This is a genomic window from Nitrososphaera sp., assembly GCF_036397675.1.
In the GTDB taxonomy this organism is placed as follows: domain Archaea; phylum Thermoproteota; class Nitrososphaeria; order Nitrososphaerales; family Nitrososphaeraceae; genus Nitrososphaera.
This window is the reverse complement of sequence record NZ_DASWIL010000019.1, coordinates 1-22,889: the sequence shown is the minus strand read 5'-3', so window position 1 is coordinate 22,889 and position 22,889 is coordinate 1. Positions and strand designations below refer to the sequence as shown.

30 protein-coding genes are annotated in these 22,889 nt (G+C 50.7%); 14 read left to right on the top strand and 16 right to left on the bottom strand.

The genetic code is table 11. The features are described from left to right. Window positions 1-37 precede the first annotated feature (37 nt). The 3 genes from VGA14_RS03470 to VGA14_RS03460 are packed head-to-tail and all read left to right on the top strand — an operon-like array spanning window position 38 to window position 1,375. Window positions 38-220 (top strand): hypothetical protein, encoded by a 183-nt coding sequence (locus tag VGA14_RS03470; protein ID WP_331002354.1) that lies wholly within the window; start codon window positions 38-40, stop codon window positions 218-220. 24 nt (window positions 221-244) lie between these two features. After that, window positions 245-796 carry an NUDIX hydrolase gene (locus tag VGA14_RS03465; RefSeq protein ID WP_331002353.1) on the top strand — a complete coding sequence of 184 codons (552 nt, stop codon included), beginning with the start codon at window positions 245-247 and terminating at the stop codon, window positions 794-796. Window positions 797-826: 30 nt separating this feature from the next. Beyond that, window positions 827-1,375 carry a MarR family transcriptional regulator gene (locus VGA14_RS03460; protein WP_331002352.1) on the top strand — a complete coding sequence of 183 codons (549 nt, stop codon included), beginning with the start codon at window positions 827-829 and terminating at the stop codon, window positions 1,373-1,375. On the opposite strand, the gene VGA14_RS03455 is transcribed toward VGA14_RS03460, so the two are convergent. From VGA14_RS03455 to VGA14_RS03445, 3 genes are read right to left on the bottom strand one after another with little or no spacing between them, the layout of a single operon-like run. Continuing rightward, entirely contained in the window at window positions 1,372-2,199 is an 828-nt protein-coding gene (locus VGA14_RS03455; protein WP_331002351.1) for a metal ABC transporter permease, read from the bottom strand. The genes VGA14_RS03460 and VGA14_RS03455 overlap by 4 nt on opposite strands. Window positions 2,200-2,208: 9 nt before the next feature. Further along, the gene (locus VGA14_RS03450) at window positions 2,209-2,949 is read right to left on the bottom strand and encodes a metal ABC transporter ATP-binding protein (protein WP_331002350.1); all 741 of its coding nucleotides are present in this window, start codon (window positions 2,947-2,949) and stop codon (window positions 2,209-2,211) included. Continuing rightward, on the bottom strand, window positions 2,940-3,869 hold the full coding sequence (locus tag VGA14_RS03445) for a metal ABC transporter solute-binding protein, Zn/Mn family (RefSeq protein WP_331002349.1): 930 nt from the start codon (window positions 3,867-3,869) through the stop codon (window positions 2,940-2,942). The genes VGA14_RS03450 and VGA14_RS03445 overlap by 10 nt, the downstream gene beginning before the upstream one ends. Before the next feature lie 87 nt (window positions 3,870-3,956). Here VGA14_RS03445 and VGA14_RS03440 point away from each other — a divergent pair, with 87 nt between their 5' ends. The 4 genes from VGA14_RS03440 (at window position 3,957) to VGA14_RS03425 (ending at window position 7,871) form a co-directional block, all read left to right on the top strand. Further along, a complete protein-coding gene (locus VGA14_RS03440) occupies window positions 3,957-4,340 on the top strand; it encodes a CopG family ribbon-helix-helix protein (protein WP_331002348.1) in 384 nt (127 codons plus the stop codon). Then, on the top strand, window positions 4,337-5,359 hold the full coding sequence (locus VGA14_RS03435) for a glycosyltransferase (RefSeq protein ID WP_331002347.1): 1,023 nt from the start codon (window positions 4,337-4,339) through the stop codon (window positions 5,357-5,359). The genes VGA14_RS03440 and VGA14_RS03435 overlap by 4 nt, the downstream gene beginning before the upstream one ends. A 167-nt stretch (window positions 5,360-5,526) precedes the next feature. Then, window positions 5,527-6,954, top strand: a complete 1,428-nt coding sequence (locus VGA14_RS03430) for an aspartate kinase (RefSeq protein WP_331002346.1) — start codon at window positions 5,527-5,529, stop codon at window positions 6,952-6,954. Further along, entirely contained in the window at window positions 6,951-7,871 is a 921-nt protein-coding gene (locus VGA14_RS03425; protein WP_331002345.1) for a branched-chain amino acid transaminase, read from the top strand. Before VGA14_RS03430 ends, VGA14_RS03425 begins: the two co-directional genes overlap by 4 nt. Here the strand turns inward: VGA14_RS03425 and VGA14_RS03420 are convergent. The 5 genes from VGA14_RS03420 to VGA14_RS03400 all read right to left on the bottom strand — a co-directional run bounded on the left by VGA14_RS03420 (window position 7,823) and on the right by VGA14_RS03400 (window position 10,581). Beyond that, a complete protein-coding gene (locus VGA14_RS03420; protein WP_331002344.1) occupies window positions 7,823-8,101 on the bottom strand; it encodes a hypothetical protein in 279 nt (92 codons plus the stop codon). The two genes, VGA14_RS03425 and VGA14_RS03420, sit on opposite strands and share 49 nt — an antisense overlap. Beyond that, window positions 8,098-8,889, bottom strand: a complete 792-nt coding sequence (locus VGA14_RS03415; protein ID WP_331002343.1) for a competence/damage-inducible protein A — start codon at window positions 8,887-8,889, stop codon at window positions 8,098-8,100. Before VGA14_RS03415 ends, VGA14_RS03420 begins: the two co-directional genes overlap by 4 nt. Further along, window positions 8,889-9,551, bottom strand: a complete 663-nt coding sequence (locus VGA14_RS03410) for a translation initiation factor IF-6 (protein WP_331002342.1) — start codon at window positions 9,549-9,551, stop codon at window positions 8,889-8,891. The genes VGA14_RS03415 and VGA14_RS03410 overlap by 1 nt, the downstream gene beginning before the upstream one ends. 44 nt (window positions 9,552-9,595) lie before the next feature. Beyond that, entirely contained in the window at window positions 9,596-10,231 is a 636-nt protein-coding gene (locus tag VGA14_RS03405; RefSeq protein WP_331002341.1) for an NADPH-dependent F420 reductase, read from the bottom strand. 113 nt (window positions 10,232-10,344) lie between these two features. After that, window positions 10,345-10,581, bottom strand: a complete 237-nt coding sequence (locus tag VGA14_RS03400; protein WP_331002340.1) for a hypothetical protein — start codon at window positions 10,579-10,581, stop codon at window positions 10,345-10,347. A gap of 54 nt (window positions 10,582-10,635) precedes the next feature. Between VGA14_RS03400 and VGA14_RS03395 the strand changes: the two genes are divergently transcribed. The 3 genes from VGA14_RS03395 to VGA14_RS03385 all read left to right on the top strand — a co-directional run bounded on the left by VGA14_RS03395 (window position 10,636) and on the right by VGA14_RS03385 (window position 13,662). Then, window positions 10,636-11,007: a hypothetical protein gene (locus VGA14_RS03395; protein ID WP_331002339.1), complete on the top strand. Its 372-nt coding sequence runs from the start codon at window positions 10,636-10,638 to the stop codon at window positions 11,005-11,007. Window positions 11,008-11,041: 34 nt separating this feature from the next. Next, window positions 11,042-11,977: an aspartate carbamoyltransferase gene (pyrB, locus tag VGA14_RS03390; RefSeq protein ID WP_331002338.1), complete on the top strand. Its 936-nt coding sequence runs from the start codon at window positions 11,042-11,044 to the stop codon at window positions 11,975-11,977. A 200-nt stretch (window positions 11,978-12,177) separates the two neighbouring features. After that, entirely contained in the window at window positions 12,178-13,662 is a 1,485-nt protein-coding gene (locus VGA14_RS03385) for an MFS transporter (protein WP_331002337.1), read from the top strand. 534 nt (window positions 13,663-14,196) lie between these two features. On the opposite strand, the gene VGA14_RS03380 is transcribed toward VGA14_RS03385, so the two are convergent. From VGA14_RS03380 to VGA14_RS03365, 4 genes are all read right to left on the bottom strand, one after another. Beyond that, the gene (locus VGA14_RS03380; protein WP_331002336.1) at window positions 14,197-14,655 is read right to left on the bottom strand and encodes a universal stress protein; all 459 of its coding nucleotides are present in this window, start codon (window positions 14,653-14,655) and stop codon (window positions 14,197-14,199) included. Window position 14,656: 1 nt separating this feature from the next. Continuing rightward, window positions 14,657-14,845 (bottom strand): hypothetical protein, encoded by a 189-nt coding sequence (locus tag VGA14_RS03375; RefSeq protein ID WP_331002335.1) that lies wholly within the window; start codon window positions 14,843-14,845, stop codon window positions 14,657-14,659. A 225-nt stretch (window positions 14,846-15,070) separates the two neighbouring features. After that, window positions 15,071-15,370 carry a hypothetical protein gene (locus tag VGA14_RS03370; protein WP_331002334.1) on the bottom strand — a complete coding sequence of 100 codons (300 nt, stop codon included), beginning with the start codon at window positions 15,368-15,370 and terminating at the stop codon, window positions 15,071-15,073. Window positions 15,371-15,429: 59 nt separating this feature from the next. Next, on the bottom strand, window positions 15,430-17,592 hold the full coding sequence (locus VGA14_RS03365; protein WP_331002333.1) for a heavy metal translocating P-type ATPase: 2,163 nt from the start codon (window positions 17,590-17,592) through the stop codon (window positions 15,430-15,432). A 110-nt stretch (window positions 17,593-17,702) separates the two neighbouring features. Here VGA14_RS03365 and VGA14_RS03360 point away from each other — a divergent pair, with 110 nt between their 5' ends. Together VGA14_RS03360 and VGA14_RS03355 are read left to right on the top strand one after the other, a co-directional pair. Beyond that, window positions 17,703-18,305 (top strand): hypothetical protein, encoded by a 603-nt coding sequence (locus VGA14_RS03360; RefSeq protein ID WP_331002332.1) that lies wholly within the window; start codon window positions 17,703-17,705, stop codon window positions 18,303-18,305. A 42-nt stretch (window positions 18,306-18,347) separates the two neighbouring features. Beyond that, complete coding sequence (locus VGA14_RS03355) at window positions 18,348-18,848, top strand: SRPBCC family protein (protein ID WP_331002331.1); 501 nt, start codon at window positions 18,348-18,350, stop codon at window positions 18,846-18,848. A gap of 283 nt (window positions 18,849-19,131) precedes the next feature. On the opposite strand, the gene VGA14_RS03350 is transcribed toward VGA14_RS03355, so the two are convergent. After that, window positions 19,132-19,461, bottom strand: a complete 330-nt coding sequence (locus VGA14_RS03350; protein WP_331002330.1) for a P-II family nitrogen regulator — start codon at window positions 19,459-19,461, stop codon at window positions 19,132-19,134. A gap of 96 nt (window positions 19,462-19,557) precedes the next feature. Between VGA14_RS03350 and VGA14_RS03345 the strand changes: the two genes are divergently transcribed. Then, complete coding sequence (locus tag VGA14_RS03345) at window positions 19,558-19,746, top strand: hypothetical protein (RefSeq protein WP_331002329.1); 189 nt, start codon at window positions 19,558-19,560, stop codon at window positions 19,744-19,746. A 320-nt stretch (window positions 19,747-20,066) separates the two neighbouring features. Here the strand turns inward: VGA14_RS03345 and VGA14_RS03340 are convergent, their stop codons facing one another. Next, on the bottom strand, window positions 20,067-20,543 hold the full coding sequence (locus VGA14_RS03340; protein WP_331002328.1) for a hypothetical protein: 477 nt from the start codon (window positions 20,541-20,543) through the stop codon (window positions 20,067-20,069). 86 nt (window positions 20,544-20,629) lie between these two features. Further along, window positions 20,630-21,250: a hypothetical protein gene (locus VGA14_RS03335; protein ID WP_331002327.1), complete on the bottom strand. Its 621-nt coding sequence runs from the start codon at window positions 21,248-21,250 to the stop codon at window positions 20,630-20,632. Between the two features lie 332 nt (window positions 21,251-21,582). Between VGA14_RS03335 and VGA14_RS03330 the strand changes: the two genes are divergently transcribed. Beyond that, a complete protein-coding gene (locus VGA14_RS03330) occupies window positions 21,583-22,542 on the top strand; it encodes an MBL fold metallo-hydrolase (protein WP_331002326.1) in 960 nt (319 codons plus the stop codon). A gap of 119 nt (window positions 22,543-22,661) precedes the next feature. On the opposite strand, the gene VGA14_RS03325 is transcribed toward VGA14_RS03330, so the two are convergent. Beyond that, window positions 22,662-22,889: universal stress protein (locus VGA14_RS03325; RefSeq protein WP_331002325.1), on the bottom strand; the 228-nt coding region annotated here is incomplete at its 5' end.

Genomic DNA, 22,889 nt, shown 5'->3' with positions numbered 1-22,889 from the left:
TCGCTAATCTTTTACGCAACTTTGACGTAACAATAGCATGACCCTGTGTTACATCTGCAACATGAGGACGGCGTCGCTTGACTGCTCCGACTGCGGCAAACCGGTGTGTAAAAAGTGCACCAGGGACTTTCCCTTCTCGCCGGGAGTTTGCCTCGAGTGCGCCACAAAGGTCAAGACGGGGCTTGGCGGCATCAGGAAGGATAGGGACGAGATCTTTTAATTTGGAATAGCCTTGCACAACCACGTGAAAAACGCGCCAGCCGGCTGGAAGGTAAAATCGTCAAAAAAGGTGTACGACCATTATTACCTGCAAGTGCATGAGGACGTGCTTGACCTTGCGGGAAAGGACAAGGTCTACATCCGCGCAAGGCGCCCCGACTATTGCACAATAGTGCCGTTTTCATCAGACGGCAGGATATTGAGCATAAAGAGCTACCGGCATCTCGTGGACTCGTGGCAGGTGGAGGTGCCCTCGGGATATATTGACAGGGGCGAGACTGCAAGGCAGGCGGCCGTTCGCGAGCTGGAAGAGGAGACGGGCTACAGGGCAATGAAAATGGTTCACATCGCCTCGTACACGCTTGACTACTCAATGTTTGCCCAGACCGGCAACGTGTTTGCCGCCTACGGCATCGAAAAGACGGGCAGGCAGAAGCTGGGCAGGATGGAAAAAATCAAGCTAGAGTTTGTTTCGATTGAAAAGGTAAAGGCGATGCTGCTGAAGGGCAAGATACTGAACGCAGCGTCGATAGTGGCGCTATACCGTGCCCTGCACTACCATGAATCTAGGAAATGATTTAAATCCTATTTCAGTGGAAATAATACCGTGTCATCGGTAAACGAGAGCCCGGACCACTTCATGGTGCTCGACGCAATCTCAAGGGGCATGAAATCATTTGGCAAGATAGTCAAGGAGACAAAACTCGACAAGGCAGTCGTGGACAAGGTGATAAACGACCTTGCCGCGCAGCACCTCATCACCATAGTTGTAAAGAAGGGCTTTCTTGGCAACCAAAAGGAGGATTTCCAGATAACAGAGACAGGCACGCGCATACTGTTGGCGAAGAAGCAGGAGCTGGAGAAAAAGTTCCAGCAGTTCCAGCAGTGGCACTCAAACGGCCAGATGTTGCAATTGCAGAATTCAATGCAGTCGGACAGGATGTGGCTGCCGTTTATGCTGTTTTCAGGCATAATGAACGCCATGTTCTTCATGTCAATGATGTCGCTCATGGGCGCGGCCATGACGCCGGCTGAAAGCGCTGCGGCAGGAGAAGACGGCGCAGGAGGGGATGCAGGTGCCGATGGAGGGGCAAGCGGCATGGAAGACGGCGGCGGAGATTTCGGTGGCGACTTTGGCGGAGATTTCGGCTTTTAGGCCTTTATTTCCTCGACTTGTTTTGGCGAGTGCCGCGCGACGAGAGCCGCAATAAACACGGCCACCTGCACCAACACTATGGTCCCGGCGGGGGCAAGGTTGAACGCGTATGACACGGCGATGCCTGTTATCACTGAAAATACAGAGACTGCAACGGAGATGAGCGCGGTCTTTTTGAACCCTTTTCCAAATAGCAACGCCGTTACATTTGGTATGACTATGAGCGACGACACGAGCAATATGCCCACCAGCCTCATCGACACCACGGCAGCCACACTTGCAAGCACCACGAAGAGGTAGTTTAGGCGCGTTATGTCAAGTCCGCTGACTCTTGCCTGCTCCTCGTCAAACGTAATGTAGACAAGTTTTTTGTACAGAACGATGACAATCGATAGTATCACGCCGGCCATAGCAAGTATGGCAAGCGTGTCCGTGACACTTACAAGCAGAATGCTTCCAAACAGAAAGCTGAACAGGTCGAGCGTAAAGCCGCCCGACGCGCTTACGAGTAGTATACCAAGCGCAAGCCCGGACGACAGCAGTATGGCGACCGTCGCGTCCGCCGGTATCTTGGTCGACTGCCTGAGCTTTGTGATGCCGAGCGCCCCCATTACTGCAAGTCCGAGGCCGGTCCAAAGTGGATAGATGCCGGCGACGAGGCCGACTGCGATGCCACCGAACGCGACGTGCGATAGCGCGTCGCCAAAAAGCGAGTTTTTCCTGAGGACCAGAAATAGACCTATTACAGATGTCGTTATGGCGACCGCGACGCCGGCGACGAGCGCGCGTTGCATGAATCCAAACTCGAGTATTTCCAGGACCATCTCTGTAACCTACTGGTGGTCGTGCAGGTGCATGTGTGCCTGCATGCTTGCCTCCGAATATGCCTTGAGAAGGTCCGGGTTTTCAAAGAACTCGTGGGTGTGGCCGTGGAAGAACATGCTGCGGTTGATGCACGCGACCCTGCTTGCCAGCTTGCTTACGGCGTCAAGGTCGTGCGATGACCAGATCATCGTTATCTTTTGCTCCTGATTCAGCCTTCTCAGAAGGGCGTAAAAGCGATTCTGTGTCTCAAGGTCGATGCCGGTCGCCGGCTCGTCCAGTATCAGGAGCTCCGGTTCGTCCACGATGGCCTTTGCTATTAATACGCGCTGCTGCTGGCCCCCTGACAGTTCTCCGACGCGCTTGTCCCTGACATCGAGGAGCCCGACTATGTCAAGCGCAGAAGCTATGCGCTCGCCCTCGATCTTCTCCCCGAGCGTTTTCGTTATGCCAAGCGAGACTATTTCCTCGACTGTCGCCGGAAAGTTCTGCTCGATGGTCTTTCTCTGGGGGACGTAGCCTACCTTCTGGAACAACCTGCCATTTTTCCGGATGTCCTCGCCAAACATCCTGATGGTTCCCCTGTAGCCGCCAAGAAGCCCCAGCATGCAGGAAAAGAGCGTGGTCTTGCCGGCGCCGTTAGGGCCTATCATACCAAGCAAGTCGCCCCGCTCGACTGCAAATGTGATGTTGTCAAGAACGAGAGTACTGCCGTAATAGAACGACACGTTTTCAAGCTCTACTACGCGCATCCCAGCCCCTCCTTGAGGTTTGCGACGTTTTCCATCATCTTTTCGATGTAGCCTATTCCTGCCGCCCTCTCATTGCTGCTGATACCTTCAATCGGGCTCAATACTAAAACTCTGCCGCCGGGGATCTCGCCGGCAACCACTTCCGCGAGCCTGCTGTCCACCAGATCTTCGGAATAGATGACGCTTATCCCAAGCGACCTTGCAAGCTCGATCACCTGCTGCAGGCGCTGTGGCAGTATCTCGCCCTCCGGAGAGACGCCGTGTATTGCGTGCTGCTTGAGGCCGTACCTTTCCGCAAAGTGCCCGAACGCGTCGTGGAACGCTATAAACTCCGACTTGTCGCAGCTGGACAGCTCGGATCTTATTAACGCATCAAGCGAGTCAAGTTCTGCAGTGTAGCTGGCAGCATTTTCGCTGTAATAGTCCGCGTTGTCAGGATCGGCCTGCGCAAGGGCCGCCCGTATCGCCTCAACCTGGTGTTTTGCAAGCACCGGGTCAAGCCATATGTGCGGGTTGACTACTCCATGACCGTGCCCATCACCTTCCTTCTCTTCATACTCTTCCAGCTCTATCTCCTCGGTCGTATTGACTATTTTTTTGGCGCCGATGCTATCTACCCATGCTTCAAAGCCGGCGCCGTTTATCACCAGCATGTCCGCTGACCTAACTCTGGTCACGTCGCCAAGCGTGGGCTCCCAGTCGTGCGGCTCTATGCCGGGCGGCACAAGCGACGTCACGTCGGCCCTGCCCCCCGCGACGTGAGAGGAAAAGTCGTATAGCGGGTAGAACGACGCCACGACCTGCACCTTGTGCTCTGCTGCGATCGTGCCTGCCGGCCTGCCCCCGGTGTAAACCGTTGCAAGCATCCCAAGCGGTATGGCGACCGCAATTGCCACAAGCGCAACCCTGCTCTGCCTCACACAGCCTCTAGGGGTTATTAACAATATATACCTTCGTTAATAAAAAATATGATGTGTTTATAAGTCAGTTAATAACAAAGCAGCACGATGCCCATAGTCAGTATATCCCTCAACGACGAGATAGTGAGCGAGCTTGACAAGATGCAAAAGGCTTTAGGGTTCTCCGGAAGGTCCGAGATAGTCAGGGCCGGCATCAGGACTTTGCTGGCAGAGGAGAAGGGCCGGCAGAACCTTTCAGGAAGTTTGTATGCAATATTGCTTGCGGTCCACGACGAAAAGTCAGATGACCAGGTGGTGCAGATGGAGCACGACTACGACAGGCTGATTGGCACCCACATACACAACAAGATAGACGGCGGCAGGTGCCTGGAGATCTTCTTCCTCCGGGGCGACGCATCAGAAATCAAGAACATGACCAAAAAGTTCCAGACGAACAAGAAGATGGACCACGTCAAGCTGATTGCCCTTTGACGCTTTTTTTCACAAGCCCGATAGGCCTGGGGCACGCGACGCGTGACATCGCAATAGCGGACAAGCTTGCAGTGCCAAAAAGCGACTTGCTGTTCATCTCCGGCGAGGGCGCGCCGGCGCTTATTGAGAAGAGCGGCTACCGCTGCCTCGACCTTTACAAACCGCAAAGATTTAGCGTGGAAAACGGGCAGCTTCAGCAGTCCTTCCGGTGGCTGATGTCGTACTACTCGTACTACAAGAGATGCAAAGAAATAGCAAAGGGCATCATCAAAGAAAATGCCGGGCTTGTAATCAGCGACGAGGACTTTGCCTCCATATCCATAGCGGAAGAAATGGGCAGAAAGCGCGTTCTTCTCACAGACATCCTGGAGACGCATTTCACGAAAGGCGCGGCGTCGCTTGTGGAGAAAAAGATGAACAGGTCTATGCGCGACATGATGGACAAGTGCGACTACGTGATAATCCCTGATGCGGGCGACGACCGAGGCAACCTGCGATACGTAGGGTCGATAGTACGCGACGTGAGCGCGGACCGCGACACGCTCCGGCGGCGGTTCAATCTCACCAAAAGAACAATTGTCGTGAGCGTGGGGGGCACCGATGTTGGCCGTCACCTGATCGACAAAACAGTTGAGGCGTACAAGAAACTGAAAGAAAAACTGGATGCTGATCTAGTCGTTGTGCCCGGTCCGTCGCTGAAATTGCCTGATTCGCCGGATTACCGCAACCTTGGCTTTGTGGAAAACCTGCACGAGCTCATTTACGCTGCAGATCTTGTAATATCGCTTGCAGGCCGGTCAACGATGGACGAGTCGATGGCGTACGGCACACCGGGAATATTCATCCCGATCAAGGATCATTTCGAGCAGGAAGAGGGCGCTGCACGTCTCGGCTACAAATACGACGACATCTTTAAGCTCGAGTCGCTGATTGAAGAAAAGATTAGCCGCCGCAGCGAAAAGGCCGATGTGTCGGGCGCGCAAAAAGCAGCGGACATTGTCTTGAAATTCAACGCCTGACTCACATGACATCTTCAGGCTTTTCCTCGTGGCCGCAGTTCGTACAGCGGCATATCATGAAGCCGATGTGTGTCACGCTGCCGCCGCACCCGATGCGAATGTCTTGTACGTCTCTGCAAGCAAATGACCATTATTTAATATAGGGAACAGCGCGCTCTAGCCCTTACTTGACCTCCATAACTGTTGCCAAGTTCGGCGGTAGCACCCTGGGAGTCGACGGCGTAATGATCCCTAAGGTCATTGAGAGGATAAAACAGATGCAGATGGAGTCAAAGGTGGTCGCCGTATTCTCTGCGCCTCTGATAGAGCACGAGGGCAAGGTTAGCTCTATGACAGACGTAGCAATAAGGGTGGGCAAAAACTATGCCTTGTCAAACCCCATCGAGATAGAAGTGCTCAGGGAGGTCTACGAGCGCATCGCGGCAGAGCACCTCAAGGACGATCAGAAAAAAGAATTCTTGGACCAGCTGAATAAGTTCTATCGCCAGGTCATCATATCATTAAAGGGCGCTGCAGAGAACAAGCGCTTTGTCGACGTCATACGCTCCCGCACGCTTGCGTATAGCGGCGAGGTGACTATGTGCTACCTGATGGGCTACGTGATGCGCGCCCACGGGATAAAGGCGGCACACGTGCCAATAGAGCACTGGCCGATAATAACGGACGACAACTTTGAAGCTGCCAATTTTATGGTAGGCGAGTCGCGGCAGGCGGCGGCCCACCTTGTGGAGCTCATTGAAAGCAACGACGTCGTCAGTATGGGCGGCTTTATCGGCAGGACGGTCGACAACCTTGAAACGACGTACGAGCGGGGCGGCTCAGACAGGACCGCGGCAGACATAGCAATAATCCTGAACGACAAATATGAAACAAAAATATCGTTTGAAAAGGACAGCGCTGTCTTGAGCGCCGATCCCAAGATAGTGAAGGAAGGCCTCGACTTTGTGCCTTACCTCTCGTACAACGAGGCAAGGATAGCCGGCATGTTTGGCATGAAGATCCTCGACCCCATTGCAATCAAAGAGATAGACGACAACGGGCTCGATATACCCATTGCCATCACCAACATGACAGAGCCAGGCAGCCTGACTGTGATAAAGCGCACGCCGCCGGCCGACGACAGGGTCAACCCCATCAAGATGGTGACCGGCAAAAAGAACTGCGCGATTGTCAGGATGGAGACCCTGTCAGCATCCCACCTGATAGCAAATTTGGAGCGCGATAAGCAGTATCATGACTTTGTCAAGCTGTCGCCCTACGTCAAGGACGACACGGAGATGACGCGGTTGCTGTTCCTTGACGCCGACTATGTCAGGAGGCAGGAACGCCACTTCCGCGCCTACTATCCAAAGACGGAGGTGGTGTACGGCAGGGCAGTGGTGACGCTCATTGGCGACGAGATGTGGCGCGTGCCCAAGATAGCCTCGACCGCTTCGAGCACGGTGAGCGAGCACGATATAAACATCCTCAACCTTGACGCGCAGGAAGAGACCTCGCGGATACTGATAGTGCTCGAGGACAAGGGCACAAGCGTCGCAGAGGCCGTCAAGGCCATACACATGACAAGGAACAAGATACACGGAGCCAGGAAATGACCGAGGGCAAGATCTGGTTCAACGGCTCGCTGGTCGATTACGATAACGCCACCATACATGTCTTGACGCACGGGCTGCACTACGGCACAGGCGTGTTCGAGGGCATACGCTGCTACAAGACCGTAAATGGCAGCATGATCTTCCGGTTGCAGGACCACATGCAGCGCCTTATAGACAGCGGTAAGGCCTACTTTATGGACCTGGGTTTTTCCCGCCAGCAGCTGGAGCAGGCGGCAATCGAAACGGTCCGCGCAAACGGCATGGAGGAGTGCTACGTCAGGCCGATTGCGTTCTACGGCTACGGCAAAATGGGCGTCAACCCGATGCCGAACAAGGTTTCAGTCGCAATCGCCGCGTGGAAGTGGGACGAGTACATCAAGGGCTCGGGCGAGGAAAAGGGCGCGCGCCTCATGACCTCGTCATGGGCAAGGCTCGACCCGCGGTCGATGCCGATGCACGCCAAGGCGACTGCGAACTATGCCAACTCTGCTCTTGCCCGGGTGGAGGCGATAAAGGCGGGCTTCGACGAGGCAATAATGCTAAACTCTGCCGGCATGGTAGTCGAAGCGTCTGCAGAGAACATCTTTATTGTAAAGGACGGTGCTCTTGCGACGCCGCCGACTTCTGTCGGCGCGCTCGGCGGTATAACCAGGGACAGCGTCATCGCAATCGCGCAGGCAAACGGCATCAGGTGCATCGAGCGTGACATCGCGCGCGACGAACTGTATTTTGCCGACGAGGTGTTCCTCACTGGCACTGCTGCAGAGATAAAGCCGGTCGGCGAAATCGACAACCGCAACGTAGGCAGAGACGGCGGCAGGCCCGGCGCGGTGACAAAGCAGCTAAAGACGCTCTTTGAGGCAGCGGTTCACGGCGAGGACGAGAAGTTCAAGAGCTGGCTCACGCCAATACGCTGAAGGTCGCCTATCACGAGAAAGTGGATGGCAAGGTGGACGGGCAGAGCGCCCGCGATATAAGCGCCGGCCTTTTTTGCAGTAAGCGTTCCTGTTATGAGCATCGCGATTATCCCTGCGGCGAAAATCGCCGCGTGGATTGCGCCGTGTATTAAAAGTGGGTGATAGGTGAAATAAAGGTAAAAGGCGCTTGTCGCCCCTGCGCCGATGCCTGCCAGAATATATCGTATCATGACAGCCTGCCGCCCAGCCTCTTTATCTCTTTGAGCAGCTGTGCCGAGATTTTATCAAGCCGCTTTTTCACTTTTTTTGCGTCGTCGCCCATGCAAATAAGCTGGACTCGTATCTGCGGCATCATCTTCTTATAATATCCTTTGGGGTGCGTCTTCAAATACACCGCGTGGTCCGGGTTTGCCCTCACTATTTTTGCGAGCGCCGGCGCTATCATGGCCTCGGACACGCCCCTGACGGAGTAGTTCACTTCCTTGGCGACAAACCCGCCGACGCCTTCCTTGACAAGCGGCAGTATATGATCAGTAAACACGGCCTTCATCTCGCCCGGAACGCCGGGCAGGCAGAATATCTTTCCGTCAATCACGACTGACGGGGCGCTTCCCACCGGGTTTTCAATCGGCGTTGAGCCCTCCGGGATCGTCGCCATCTTTAAGGGGACTTTGTTTATCCTGTAGTGCAAGTTTCTCCGGGCATAGCTGTTTTTCAGCATCTGCACCGCCCGCTCGTCGATGACCACTTTTCTTCCAACCGCCTTGGCGACGCCTTCAAGCGTCATGTCGTCGTAGGTGGCCCCGAGCCCACCCGTTATAACGAGAATGTCAGGCTTTCTTGCAAGCGACTCTTGTACGGCCGACGATATAGCGCCGAGGTTGTCTCTCACGACTGTGATCCTGCCAACGGTGCCGCCTGCTTTCGCTATCTGCGCGGCAAGCCAGTGCGCGTTGGTGTTGAGCGTAATACCGGCGAGGAGCTCGTTTCCAACGCATAGAATTTCGATAGCAAACATTACGCCTGGAAGATCCTGCTGAGCATGATAAGCTCTGGGCCGCTTGTAAGGCTTCCCGCGACTAACGCCCTTGTGTTTGCCACGATGCCTGACGTCAGGAAGGGGACGCCGCCGTTTATCGTCAGGGGCTCTGCTGGCACCTGCAATGCCTCTGCCACCACGTTCACCTCATCCTCGCTTGCTTTTGGGTGGACGCCGGCTCCAGCGTTGGTTGCCACCACCACAGCACCGGTCTGCACAAAGCCGCCCACACCCATATTGTGCGCAGGCACGCCTAAAACGTCTTGGATCTGCCCCTCGACTTCTTTCAAAAGAGGCGAGACCAGCGCGCCGTTATCGTTTGCCGCAATGAGATTGCCTACCGCCGTGAACCTGCTTGCAAGCTTTTCAACGTTGAGGCCGGTGCTCTGCTTGAGCCAGCTCACCTCCTCCTCATCGGCCAGCGACGGGAGCAGGATGCCGTTGTTGTTCATCACCGACATCGGCCCTATGAGCCTGGTGGTGGCTATGGACGTGGGAACCGGCCGGACCTGCAGGTATTCAGCGAGCTTGTCGCTCTTGGTCTCGGCAAAGCCATGCGGCATCAGCATCACGCTGTCGTTTGCCCTGACAAAAATCCCGATGTTGGGGCTCTTGTAGAAAGTATAGCGGTAAATCTCCAAGTGTTACACGCTTGCGTGTTCGGACATTGAATATGAACCTATGGTTACTTGCGCAGTAGCTTGAACGCGTGGTTGCCCGTGTTGGTGCGGAAGTAGTAGGTTATCCACAGCATCGCCAAAGGCTCTAACAACCTCGAGCCTTCGATGCCGCCGATGTCGACGCTCTCCCAGCCAAACGCAGTGAGGATGTCTGTGACCATCTTTTTTGCCGAGTCGTCGTTGCCGCAGATGAACATCGTGGGCCTGCCCTCCGAAAAGCTGGGCTTGTACATGTGCGGGTTGCCCACTATGTTGAACGCCTTGACCACCCTTGCCGCCGGCAACAAGCGCTGCACAGTCTCGCCGGCAGAGTCGGTGCGGCCTATTGCAAGGGTGGGCGGCATAGTAGAAAAGTCAAGAGGATTGGTAACATCGATTACGACCTTGCCGGCCATGTTCTGTGGATCTGCCATCTCAAGTGCGCTTGTGGTCCCGGCCCACGACGTAGCTATGACGATAATGTCGCCGAACCTGGCTGCATCTGCAAAGCTGCCTGCCGACGCGTGGGTACCGTGTTTCGACGCCCACTCGGCGAGCTTGTTCACGTCGCGCGTGCCTATCTTCACCGAATGTCCAAGTGCCACAAAGCCGTCGCCCAGCTTTTTGCCCACGTCGCCGGAGCCGATGATGCCGACCTTCACGCGGTTTTATGGAACAGGCAACTTAATAAGCAAAAGTGCGGCATGGGGCATTATAGAATCGGCCAGTTATTAAAAACCCCGTTTGTGCTGGATCCTGCCTTGATAGTAGGACTCTAGCTTAGGCCCTCGTTTCGTTTCAAAATGACCTCTGCAACATAGCCGTTTATCCTCTCCCTCATGGCAGGGTCGCTTTCTATCTTTTCCCTCAGCTTGTAGTCCGAGCACTTGACGCTCTCGTACTCGACTTTCTTGTCCTGCGCATAGTACCTGTACTTTACAGTGGCGCTGGCAGCCCTGCCCTCCACCGTAAAGTTGAGTGTAACCTGTCCATACACAAACGACGCCGGCATCATGAGATTTCAGACAAGAGAGTTAAAATAAACTATCGTATCTACAATGGGGGCATGGAAGTCGATGAAACCCTGCCGGAGCTGACCGAGCTCGCGTACTTTTCATTCAGCCTGATGAAGAGCAACCGCGAGTTCACGCTCCACGTAGAGTCTTCCGACCTTGGCATGAGCGTCGACTTTGCCATGAAATACAGCGAGTTCTACGACATAGTCAACCTCATGCAGGCGGTGTTGTACAACGACGGATACAAGGGCGGGCCAAACGACCTTGATTATTTGGAGTTTGAGAAGGACGGTGAGGACGGCGAATATTGCCTCGTCATCGGCAAATACGTCACCAGCTTTGCGCTCTACTTCGAGGACGACATCGAGGCGAAAAAGTTCCTCTCGGAGTTCCAGCGCACCGCCGGCCACTTTGACAAGTAAGTGTTTATTACCGCCCAGCCTTTGAAAAAGAGCGATGCCCAACCCTTTTTACGACCGCGACATCGTCTCGATAAAGGACTTCGCCAAGTCCGACCTCGAGTACATCTTTTCTGCGACGGACAAGATAAGGGAGATGAAGCCAGGCGAAAGAGGGGAGCTTGGCAAGGGCAGAACTCTCGGCTACATATTCTACGAGCCCAGCACTAGAACGCGGATGAGCTTTGAGTCGGCGATGGCGTCATTGGGCGGGAGCTTCATCGGCATCTCGGAATTGAAATCGTCGTCGGTGGAGAAGGGCGAGAGCCTGGCCGACACGATAAGGATAATCGACCTCTATTCGGACGTGATAGTGCTAAGGCACCCAATGGACGGCTCGAGCAGGTTTGCAGCTGAATTGTCGGAGAACCCGATAATCAACGCCGGGTCCGGAAGCGAGGAGCACCCGACACAGGCACTGCTGGATTTGTATACAATCCTGAAGGAAAAGGGTCGGATAGACGGTTTGTCGATTGCAATCGTGGGCGACCTGAAGTATGGCCGGACCGTGTACTCGCTGCTGTACGGCCTTGCCAACTACAAAGTCGACATCCACTTGGTGTCGCCGCCGTCGCTTGCGGTGCGCAAAGAGTCGATATACGAAGTTCAGGGCAAGCTAAAGATAACGGAGCACAACGAGCTTGACGGTGTGCTGCAAAAGGCCGACGTGCTCTACGTCACCAGGATACAGCGCGAGCGCTTCCCTGATTTGCAGGAGTATGAGAAGGTCAGGGGGTCGTACATGATAGACAGCGCGACGCTTGAAAAGGCGAAAAAGGACGTGGCGGTGATGCACCCTCTGCCGCGCCTAGACGAGATATCGCACTCTGTTGACGCTACGAAAAATGCGGTGTATTTCAGACAGGCTGCAAACGGGAAGGAGCTGAGGGCGGCGCTTTTGGCGCTGATGCTCAACGAGAGTCCGCCGGTTTGATTGATGAATACAGGAACCGAAAAGCTAATCATGACAAGAAGTAAAAGTTTAGTTATTAAGAAGGCAATTTATGATACAAAGTGTCGTTCCGTCAAAGCGCAAGACAGAGAACCTGGGATTTGTTTTAAGTTACGATTGCCTAGCGTCTCACTTTCCAGTTCTTTGATTGCTGGGTCGATCCTAAAAAAGGTAGTTGAAAAGTGGATAGCGTAGAAAAACAAGACACGAATCGTTCAGGATGGAGAACGCTCATCATCCTGAGTTGTTTGGGCCTGATCGTTATGTTTGACGAGACAATGATACTGCCCGCCATTCCGGATTTCATTCGCGATTTCCACATCTCGTACAGCACCTCGTCGTGGCTACTTTCGTCTTACCTAATTGCGGCGGCCGTCATGACGCCGATTGCAGGCAGGCTGTCTGACATCTATGGCAAGAAAAAGATACTGCTCATAGTAATGGCAGTTTATACAGTGGGCGTTCTGTCTGGGCGATTTGCCACAAACATCGAATTCATGCTCGCTGCAAGAGCGGCGCAGGGCGTTGGAATGGCGATGTTCCCTATTGCTTTTGGAATCATCAGAGAAGTCTTTCCGGAGAAAAAGCTAACAATAGGCCAGACGATATTCAGCTCCACATTTTCTGGCGGGGCAGTTATCGGTCTGGTGGGTGGCGCAGCCATAATCCAAAATTTTGGGTGGCAGGCAACGTTCTTAGCGATACTTCCTGTCGCAATTGCACTCTGGCTGATAATAGTGAGGTTCGTGCGCGTCCAGGGTCCAGCATCAATGGATGCGAGTAACGGCATTCCGTCGAATAACCAGACAGTTGACATGAAGGGAACGCTGACCCTTGCGGCTACAATAATTTCATTTCTCGTCGGCATCACTTTCCTGGAAAGCAACAGCGCCAGCGCAGGGTATCAGGTTGCCGGCCTTTTTGCCACATCAGGAGTATTGCTTGCAGTATTTATCGCCATTGAAAAGAGAGTGCACTCACCTTTGCTTAATCTCAAGTTAATGACCAACAAACTTTTCCTTCCGCCGACCATCATTCTTCTGCTCGTCTCGATGTCAATTTTCATGGTATACCTGACGATCCCTGTCTTGGTAAGGAGCCCGCAGCCGCTAGGATTCGGAGGCAACGCTGTGGCCGTCGCGAGCGTTCAGCTGCCCTTTATGGTTGTGTTGCTGATCGGGACAATCATGTCCGGCTTTATCCTGAACAAAGTCAAAAATACCAGGCTGACACTAATTGGCACTGTAATCAGCGCGATCGGATTCTTTATCCTGTTCATGTTCCATGCGACCGAAAACATGGTTTCAGTTGGACTCGCCATACTCGCAGCCGGGCTTTCGCTTTCGATGACCGGCGCATTTAATGTTATTCTCCTTTCCGTGCCGATGCAGGTGACCGGGATTGCCCTTGGAATGACACTACTTCTCAACCTAGTCGGAATGTCGGTGGGTCCGGCGCTTGCCGGAGTATTCCAACAGATGAATCAGGGGGCTGTTCAGGGAGTGCCGGGCCTATTCCCAACCGAGAATGCCTATAACCTGATATTTGTTACGGCGGCACTAGTGTCTCTTTCATCTGTTGCTATGGCACTTTCGGTAGCAAGGAGAAAGTCCCTTCCCGCGATAACAAGCGGGGACCAGCTAGAGACAGGTAATGACAGGGCTTGACATAGTTGCCAGCTCTTTCATCTAAGTGTCGACGTTTCCGAAGTTAAAGGTCAGAATGTCGACACCGTTTTGTTGTATGTGCAGTACCACATTGTCATATGTGATCTTGATGACTTCAATGGTGTCCGAAGTGTTCAGGCAAACGTCGGACGCTGAGGGGAGTGGAGGTGGACCAATTGTCACAATAGCTGCGACATTGCCGTTGCGCGGCTGCACTAACGTGGTTTGCCCTTGAACAGGTCCGAAAGCGAGAAGTTCAGAGATAGCCCCGCCAGAGTCAATGCAAGCCAAATAAGCTACGCCGCCAGAAGATGACAGAAAAGCACCTTTCGGAAATTCCTCACCTGCCGTTGATAGGGTCGTAGGGTTCTATGCATGCTCGACACCTTCCTTTTTTCATTCAATTTATAGTAGACGCCTGAGCGTTTAGTTTACAAAGGATAAAAAGTATAGAAAAAGAAAGTGGCGTAGAAAAGGAGCGTTTCCACCACTTGCGTCATTGTAACCAGCCTCAACTACTCCGTTTCTTTTGCATCAGTGGACAAGCATCACTGGACAAGAGGCTCTCTCTGAAACCTTCCTTGCCACACTTCCCAGCGCGACTACTACTTTAGAGACGCCTTCGAGCCTCCTGCTTCCCATCACTATCATATCTGCACTCGTTTCCTTGGCAAACTTTACTATCTGCTCCGCCGGGTCGCCTGTCTTCAAATTTGACGACACTTTCACCTTCTCTGAAGACAACAATTTGGCTTTATCTTGTGCAAACTTGTTCCACCTCTGCTCGATTGACCTGGCGATGCTTCTCCTCGCTCTTTCAATCAAAACGCGGTCATTTCCAAGCAGAAGTGTGGCCGGAACTTCTATTTCCTCTATCACATACAGCAGTATGATTTCGGCATTAAGTGCTTTGGCTAGCTCTGCGGCATAAATCGCTGCCTTGTCAGACATCTGGTCGCCATCATGCGGGACGAGTATTTTCTTTATGTCCATGTCAGCAGCCGAACCTTATTCTTCTCCTTTCATGCCGCTCGTCTAGACCGAGCTCCCTCTGTTTAGCTTTCACATACTGCTCCATATGCTCCTGTGAGCAGAAGAGCTTGCCAAACCTCTTGAGCTCGGTGTCTGCCTTCACATCTATTCCACATACCTCGCAATATGTTTGTGAAACCTGTTCAGTCATACCGTCCAAGCTGGTTTAGTGATATTTATCGACGGCGAATCCATTGCAATGCAGTGCATTCCAGCTAAGTGGAAGTAACATTTTGCGGGTTACCATAATACACTCCGAACATGGGGCTTTGCAAGCTACAAAGTCTCATGAAACCAGCTGCAGATTATCTTCGCCGCATTGTTTGGATGAGAGAGCATCCAGAAAACTCCGCCATCCACCTCGACTAGCCTTTTCTCAATAGCGGGAAGTTGGGTGAACAAATCCTTGAGGTGTGACGGGAAAAAGCCTCTGACAGGAACCAGAAACATGGTAGGGATCCGAAGCTCTGACAGAGGCTTTGGAGGCCGTGTCGATACAAGCGACATGACTGCAGAAAGCGGTCAGGATATTTGGCACATCTTTGTTTTTTTCAAAATATATCAGTTCAAAGTTTTCGCCGTTAGATGTAAAGATCGTTGATTTGATATTTCTTTCAATTTCATCAGCATCAGATTCGACCACATAATGCTTTTTCCAGTATCTCTCGTCCTTCATAACGTTGGTTACTTCCACATCATCTCGCCGACTTAAGGGAAGTAGGGAATCTTGGTATTTCATGCCTCGATTTCCATTTCCTTCAGATTCCGCATTTGAACTGCTGCATGACTCTCCTCTTTGTCGACAAGCCTATATCTCCTCAGAAGCGTGGAGTTTGCTATCACAGATATGGAGCTCAGTGCCATAGCCGCAGCCGCGATTATCGGGCTCAGCAATCCTAATCCGGCAACTGGCACTCCTGCTGCGTTATATATCAGTGCCCAGAATAAGTTCTGTTTTATCTTCTTCATTGTGGCTCTTGCCAATTTTATCGAGCGAGCAACATCCATCACATCATCCTTAATCAGTATGATTCCACCTGTCTCCTTTGCGATGTCTGAGCCGCTGCCTATGGCTATTCCGATGTCCGCCTGAGCAAGAGCTGGCGCATCATTGATTCCATCACCAACCATCGCTACAACTTTACCTTCAGACTGCAACTGCCTTACCATCGCAGCCTTTTCCGCAGGAAGAATGTTTGCTATAACCCGGTCAATTCCCACACTTCTTGCTACTGCCTTGGCAGTCTTTTCATTATCTCCGGTCAGCATCACGGTTTCGACTCCAAGTTTCTTCAGTTCGCTGATGGCAGCGGGCGATGAAGGCTTTATCGTGTCTGCCACTGCTATCAGACCGACTATTTCATCACCCTCTGCGGCCATCATTACTGTCTTGCCGTCTGATTCAAGCTGATCCATTTGCTGTTCCACAGATCCACTATCAATCTCAAACTTGCAGATCAGCTTTCTGTTGCCAAACAGAATGCGTCTCCCGTCAAGCTCCGCCGTCACTCCCATTCCTGATACGGCTTCAAAATGCTTCGGATTTTGCAGAACAATTTGTTGCTTCTTAATTTCTTTTAGTATGGCTTGAGCAAGTGGGTGCTCGGAACCCATTTCTGCGGCCCCTGCCACTTTGAGGAGTTTTTCTCTTGTTCCTGAGATTACAACCATGTCAGTGACAGCGGGCTCGCCCTTTGTCAGAGTGCCTGTCTTGTCAAAGACGACGGCAGTTATTTTCTGCGAGCGTTCCAAGTATTCTGCTCCGCGTATCAGAATTCCCGCTTCCGCACCCTTGCCAACCCCTACCATCAATGCTGCAGGCGTAGCGATACCAAGCGCGCATGGGCATGCGATGATAAGAACAGCAATGAACGAAAGCAGTCCCATTACAAAGTTGCCCATTACGAAATACCAGATAAGAAAAGAAGCAACAGCTACCGAAACGACAGCAGGAACGAACTTCGCCGATACCGAATCTACAAGCCGCTGTATCTTTCCTGTAGATGCCTGAGCCTCTTCAACTATGTGCACAATTTGCGAAAGCGCGGTTTCTTTTCCAACCTTCGTCGCCTTAATCTTCAACATGCCCTGCTTGTTGACTGTGGCACCAATCACTTGATCACCGGGCTTCTTGTCCACTGGTATAGATTCACCAGTTATCATTTTTTCGTCCACTGCTGAACTACCTTCCAGCACAGTACCGTCGGTGGGTATCTTTTCACCGGGTTTGACGATCAGTATGTCGTCAACAACGACTTCCGCAGCAGGGGTCTCCTTTTCCTCACCATTGCGAAGCACTCTTGCCATGGCAGGCCTCAGATCAAGCAGTTTTCTTACCGAAGCAGAACTCCTCTTCTTTATAGCTTCCTCCATATATTTTCCGAGAAGCACAAAAGCAATAATGACGGCAGAGACTTCAAAGTACACATCTCTTTCTTTAACAGGCAGTGCGCCTGGGAGGAACAGGACTATAGTGCTGTAAATGTAGGCTGCCAATGTACCAATAGAGATGAGCAGGTCCATGTTCGCTGTCCTTCTTTTGATAGCCTCGTACGCGCCAACATAGAATGTCCATCCGCCTATGAACTGGATTGGCGTTACGATTATGAAAAGCAGAAGGCCCCATGTGAGATACGGAATATCAGGAATCGGTGCCCATGTCACTGTAACTGCGCCAAATGCAAGACCCAGATAAACGGCGGCGCGCAGGATTGCAAGGACCAGTGCTCCTGATGCGGCCACATACATCCTCTTCTTCAGTTTTGACAATTCCTTTTCCGGGTTTGTGAAGGTATTCAGGCAGTTTGTGCTGCAAAAGTAGAACTTCCTCCCGCCTATGTCCGATGCAAGCGCGGTCTTCTCGTCTACTACCATGCCGCATACCGGGTCCTTTGCCATGATTGCTTACTGTCTGCATTTCAGATATATCACTGACGGGAATCCATTGCAATGCAGTGTCTTGCACATTATTCTCAGAGTATATATCTTCCAAATGATCATTGCATTACATGGCAAGTCAATACGTGTGGATTGGTATCACTGTAGGAGTCTTCTTTGCCGGCCTGGCAATAGGCTATGGGATTTTCCTTTCAACCCAGCAAATGCCAATGTGGAACCAGCAGATGTTCAATAGCATGATGCAACAAAACCCTCAGATGGCTAACCAGTGGACGCAGCAGATGATGCAGGACCAGACTGGAAGGCAGCAAATGATGATGTCAATGATGCAAAACCAACAATTTATGCAGGAGATGATGAATGATCCGGAATTCCGATCTCAGATGATTGCTAATATGAGAGAAAACTCGCAGTTTATGCAAAACACAATGTCAGGTATGATGGGCGACCCTGAGATCTCCGGCCAGATGATGACCATGATGATACAAAATCAAGAATTCATGCAGAGTATGATGAATGATGCGCAATTTAGGGCACAGATAATCGAATACATGAACAAACACCACGACTTTACACAAGACATGATTATGCGGATGATAGACGACCCGAAGATAAGGTTCCAGATGATAGGCCACATGCTAGAGAATCAGGAGTTCATGGAAGAGTTCCGAAAGGCCATGGGTGAAGGCAGTAATATGGAGATGACGCAGTGAAAGCGGTAAATCATCTGATTCCGCAATATTAGAGGTAAAAACATGGCTAGAGCACGATACGAAATAGAGATTCTGGCAACACCAGAAAAGGTATTTGCACACATGGACGACATAAACAATGTTGGCTGGCACATGAGCGGCGAAAGCTCGATGCCCATGATGGGAAGCCGTCTTCGGCTTGAAGTGATTGATGATAAGAAAGGCATTGGCGCGACATACAGATGGAAAGGAAGCGTCATGAACATGCCTATCGACATCAAGGAAACGGTTACCAAATGGATAAAGAACAGGGAAAAAAGTTGGAAGACTATTGGAAAGCCAAAGATGATTGTAATGTCAGGCTATGTTATGCATCTACGAGTCAGCCCCACTGAAAAGGGAACAAAAGTTTTCTTTGAGATTGACTATTCTCTGCCAAAAACTCCGTGGGGATGGATAATCGGAGTTATTCTGGCGCGCAAATATGCTAAATGGTGCCTTCAGAGGGCATGTGAGGATACCAAAAGGGCGCTAGAATCTAGAACGGCACAGAAGACAGCCTAGCCTTACTTTTTATTCTTGTAATGCAGGTTCGAAACTTCGCTGTTTCCGCCGTTGCCCAATTTCCTGAGCAACTCTAGCGCTTGAGTTCGTCGCGGCCAATTGTTTCGAGTCTTGCCTTTACTTCCTCTTTCTGCTTCTCTAGGGGGTCAATTGCCCATTTATCTAGATCCAGAAACTTCCTCGCTCATGATACAGTCTGCGTATGACAGTGCCGCCTCCTAGACTTGACCGTGCGTCAAGACGTTCAGGGACGCGGTGAACAAGCTCGACAAGGAGCCGCGTTTCAGATCGGTTCTCCTGTCCTTATTTTCATCGCCCTTTCAACTGGTCTTACGAGAATCAACCCATCGCCCTTTGAGCCAGTCTTTGCAGCTTGAGTAATTATTCTTGCGACTTCTTCAGCCTTGTCGTCCTCGACAGCCATCATTATGTATGCCCTCGCAAACAAATCAAATACCACTTCGGTACCGACTGCAAGGTCCAATCTCACCTCCTTCTGTTCGCCGCGACCAGTCACTTGGAACAGGGTCATAGAAGTGAAGCCCTTGTCAGTAAGAGCCCTTCGCACATCCGCCACTTTTTCTAACCTAATGATTGCTTCAATCGTTTTCATACATCGAGGTTCTCCTAGCAGAAATAAAAGGTGTTAGTATGCATTATAGTGCAGTGCAGTCCTCATGAATAAATCGATGAATGCCGAATCAAAACCATGGATATCCCAAAACTCAAGCATATCGGAATTGACAAGTGGAAGCTAGAGCGAGTCATGAACCTCTACGAAGGAGGCCACACGCTTCAAGATATTGCCGATCAGGTGGATGTAGAAGGGCATATAGTCGAAAAAGTAATCGAGCTGGCCAAGAAGCAGAAATCAGAGTCCATACAGCCGGCGGCGTAAGGCGAACTTGCAAAAAACCGAATCAGAATGGGGGAGCCGCGCCATGCCAATAAAGAACGGGAAGAGTGAGAGGGCGGGGCCAAGTGGAGCGCTGCCTTTCTTGATTATCCCCTCACACTCAGCGCATGAACTTATTGATAAACACATGATTGCGTAACCTCGTCCGGCCTGCTGTTTGGTACGAGGGGTAGAAGGCATGTCGACACTTGGTTACCCGATATAATCATTACCACTGTTATCCACTCCCTTGGTCAACATAATGACTAATTATGTTACATTTCAAGAATTGCCTGTCGCTTTGAGCGTTTGGCAGCCATTGGCTATCTGATGGGGAACACCGAACCTGTCCGTTTGAATTCTATCGTCAGATAATACAAATTGCCATTCTGTGTCTTGATTACAAAACCTTCACTGCCGGCTGTCCTCGGTACTAATTCACTCGCTTCTTTCTTCCCTGCTAATTCCAGCAGCCTATTGCCCTCAGAGTTTGATGCAATTACCGTTGCAGTTGTACGAGCAAATTCATTTCGGTCCTTAATTTCGCTAGCAGCATACTTTGCATCCACAATGTCTATTGCCTCGTTGAGCTTGAGGAACTGGGCCAGCTCCTCTTCCGTGTCGTATATTATGCCTATTTCAGTAATTTGGGCCGATGGTATTAGTCTCTCTACAGTCAGCCATGCTGCCGCGTTTAGATAAGACGATAATGAGATGAGTCCTAGAATTGATGCTGTGGCTACGATTAGAGTCGCTATAATCGCCCTTTTGTTGATGTCGTGATCGTGTTCCTTTTGCATAATTTCACACAGGTATTGTATTCATGACGAATATGTGGATTGTCGCTATTGAGCCTTTAGTTACTTCTTTGAACCTGGCCAGCACTTCAAATCCCTCTGCGTGATTTCTTGCTAAATCGTATAGCCACAAATATTCCAACTACAGCGGCTGCTCCTGCCCCTGCGAACAGGATGGTTAGAGGTGCATCGAGCTTTATCGGTGGCTCATTTGAATGGTTGCATGGATTAACACCTTCCTGCGATGGTGCCGGTCCTAGACACCTATGTCTCAAGATTTCAGTTTCGGAACATTTCCCTACTCCTATTCCAAGCTCTTTGCATTCTTGCAATTGTTCCTGAGTTGGCTGTGGCCCATTCGCATTTGGAGCTTGACCATTTAGGTAATAGTAGTACCATACATTGTAATTGGCAAAGTTATTTGGTGAGCTACGGGTTTCTACCCATTCTGTCAATGTTCCATTTGCTATCATTTGGTACATCTCTGCTTTCTTCATCTCCATCCAATCCTTACCTTTGAAATCAAAGTATTGCTGCCAAATCTGTTTCATATAATCGTCTGAATAAGGCGGCGTGTCAAGGCATGGCTTGTCTGGCCAGTCTTCATCTTGGATGCAATCGCCATATGCGAACTGCATCGCACCACTTGGTAGTGAAAGGAATAGCGTAGTCACAAATGCTATGTTAATTATCATGACTGGAGCAAACATGACCAAAGGTTGTAACAACCCCATATGTCGTTACTTCGTCCCACAATATTAAGGAAATATCCAAATGAAGTAGGCTATCCGACATTACCTACCTCCGCACGTTGCTACTGAGATAAGGCAGCTACTGCGCTTTCCCCTAGTATTCTGGTACCCGTCTTGGTACTCCATTACTATCCCAAGATAGTAGTGGGGGGATAGTAATCATCTTGTTCTTGGCTCTGTTTTGGATCTGCGCTCATGCGGTAGACGCTGATCACTTTGATCTTACATACATTTCTGTGTCGATACCAGCAATTCGTGTACTAAATCCTTAGTAAGTACTTGTCGTTATCATGATGACATTAGAAAATATGATATTAAAAGAAGTTGAAAAGGTAGAGGTTATGTGTTTAGTTGATAATAATGTAGATGTACTTCTGCCAAATACTGAGGTGGCTCGCCGACCAGTCCTAGCTAAGAATTGGTATGACCAACCACTGATAGCTGAACACGGTTTTTGTGCTGCTTTAACTTTACACGTAGATGGAGTAAAGCACAGACTACTACTTGATTCTGGTTTAGATCCAATGGCCGCTTCTCACAATGCAGATGTACTTGGGTTTGACTTATCTTATTGTGGGTCAGTGATTTCAAGTCACGGACATATCGACCATGCAGGTGGCCTGCTCAATCTTCGAAACAAGATGAATAAAATACAACGAATCCCACTCGTTCTCCACGAGGACGCCTTTAGAAATAGATTAGTGAAATTTCAGGATGGTAGAACAATAGACTTACCGGCTCCAAATAGATCTCTTTTGACCGAGGCAGGGTATGAGATTATTGAAAAGAATTCACATAGCTCATGGATTGAGGACAGAGTCCTCGTTACAGGAGAAATTCCTAGGACCAATAGTTTCGAAAAAGGGTTTCCCAACCACTATTCTGAGGTCGATGATGGAAAATTGGAAGCTGATCCATTGATCAAAGATGATCAAGCTATTATTTTGAATGTCAAAGATAAGGGACTAGTGATTATCACAGGCTGTGGACATGCTGGGATAATAAACACCTTGAATTATGCTATGGAATTGACCGGAGAAGATAGAATCTACTCCGTGGTTGGAGGCATGCATCTATCAGGCGGATTATTTGAACCAATAATCCCTAGAACTGTAGAGGAATTAGAGAGATTGAAGCCAAAGTTTATTGTGCCATGTCATTGCTCTGGCTTGAAAGCAGTGAGCGAAATTGCCAGAAACATGCCCGACGCTTTTATACAGAACAGCGTCGGAACCAACTATATTTTCTGAATTAGCACACTGGTAATTCTTGGGGTTATTTCCAGCTGATCGGTTGCCTGTTAACTTAGGGTGGTGGGTTGCTGCAAGGTGTTAACTTGGTGTTGAAGGTTGTCAAATCTTTGCACGCTTTATCTTACGATCAATACCGGCACTCTGGCGTGATTGACAACAGCATGAGACACACTCCCAAGCAACAACTCTTTAAAACCTCCCAGTCCCCTACTACCCATCACAATCAAGTCTGCGCCAACCGTCTTCTCTGCAACATCTACGATGACCTTAGCGGGATGCCCTATTTGCCATTTGAGCTCTGGTTTTATGCCATATTCCTTCTGTGCTCTTTCTGCAAGACTATC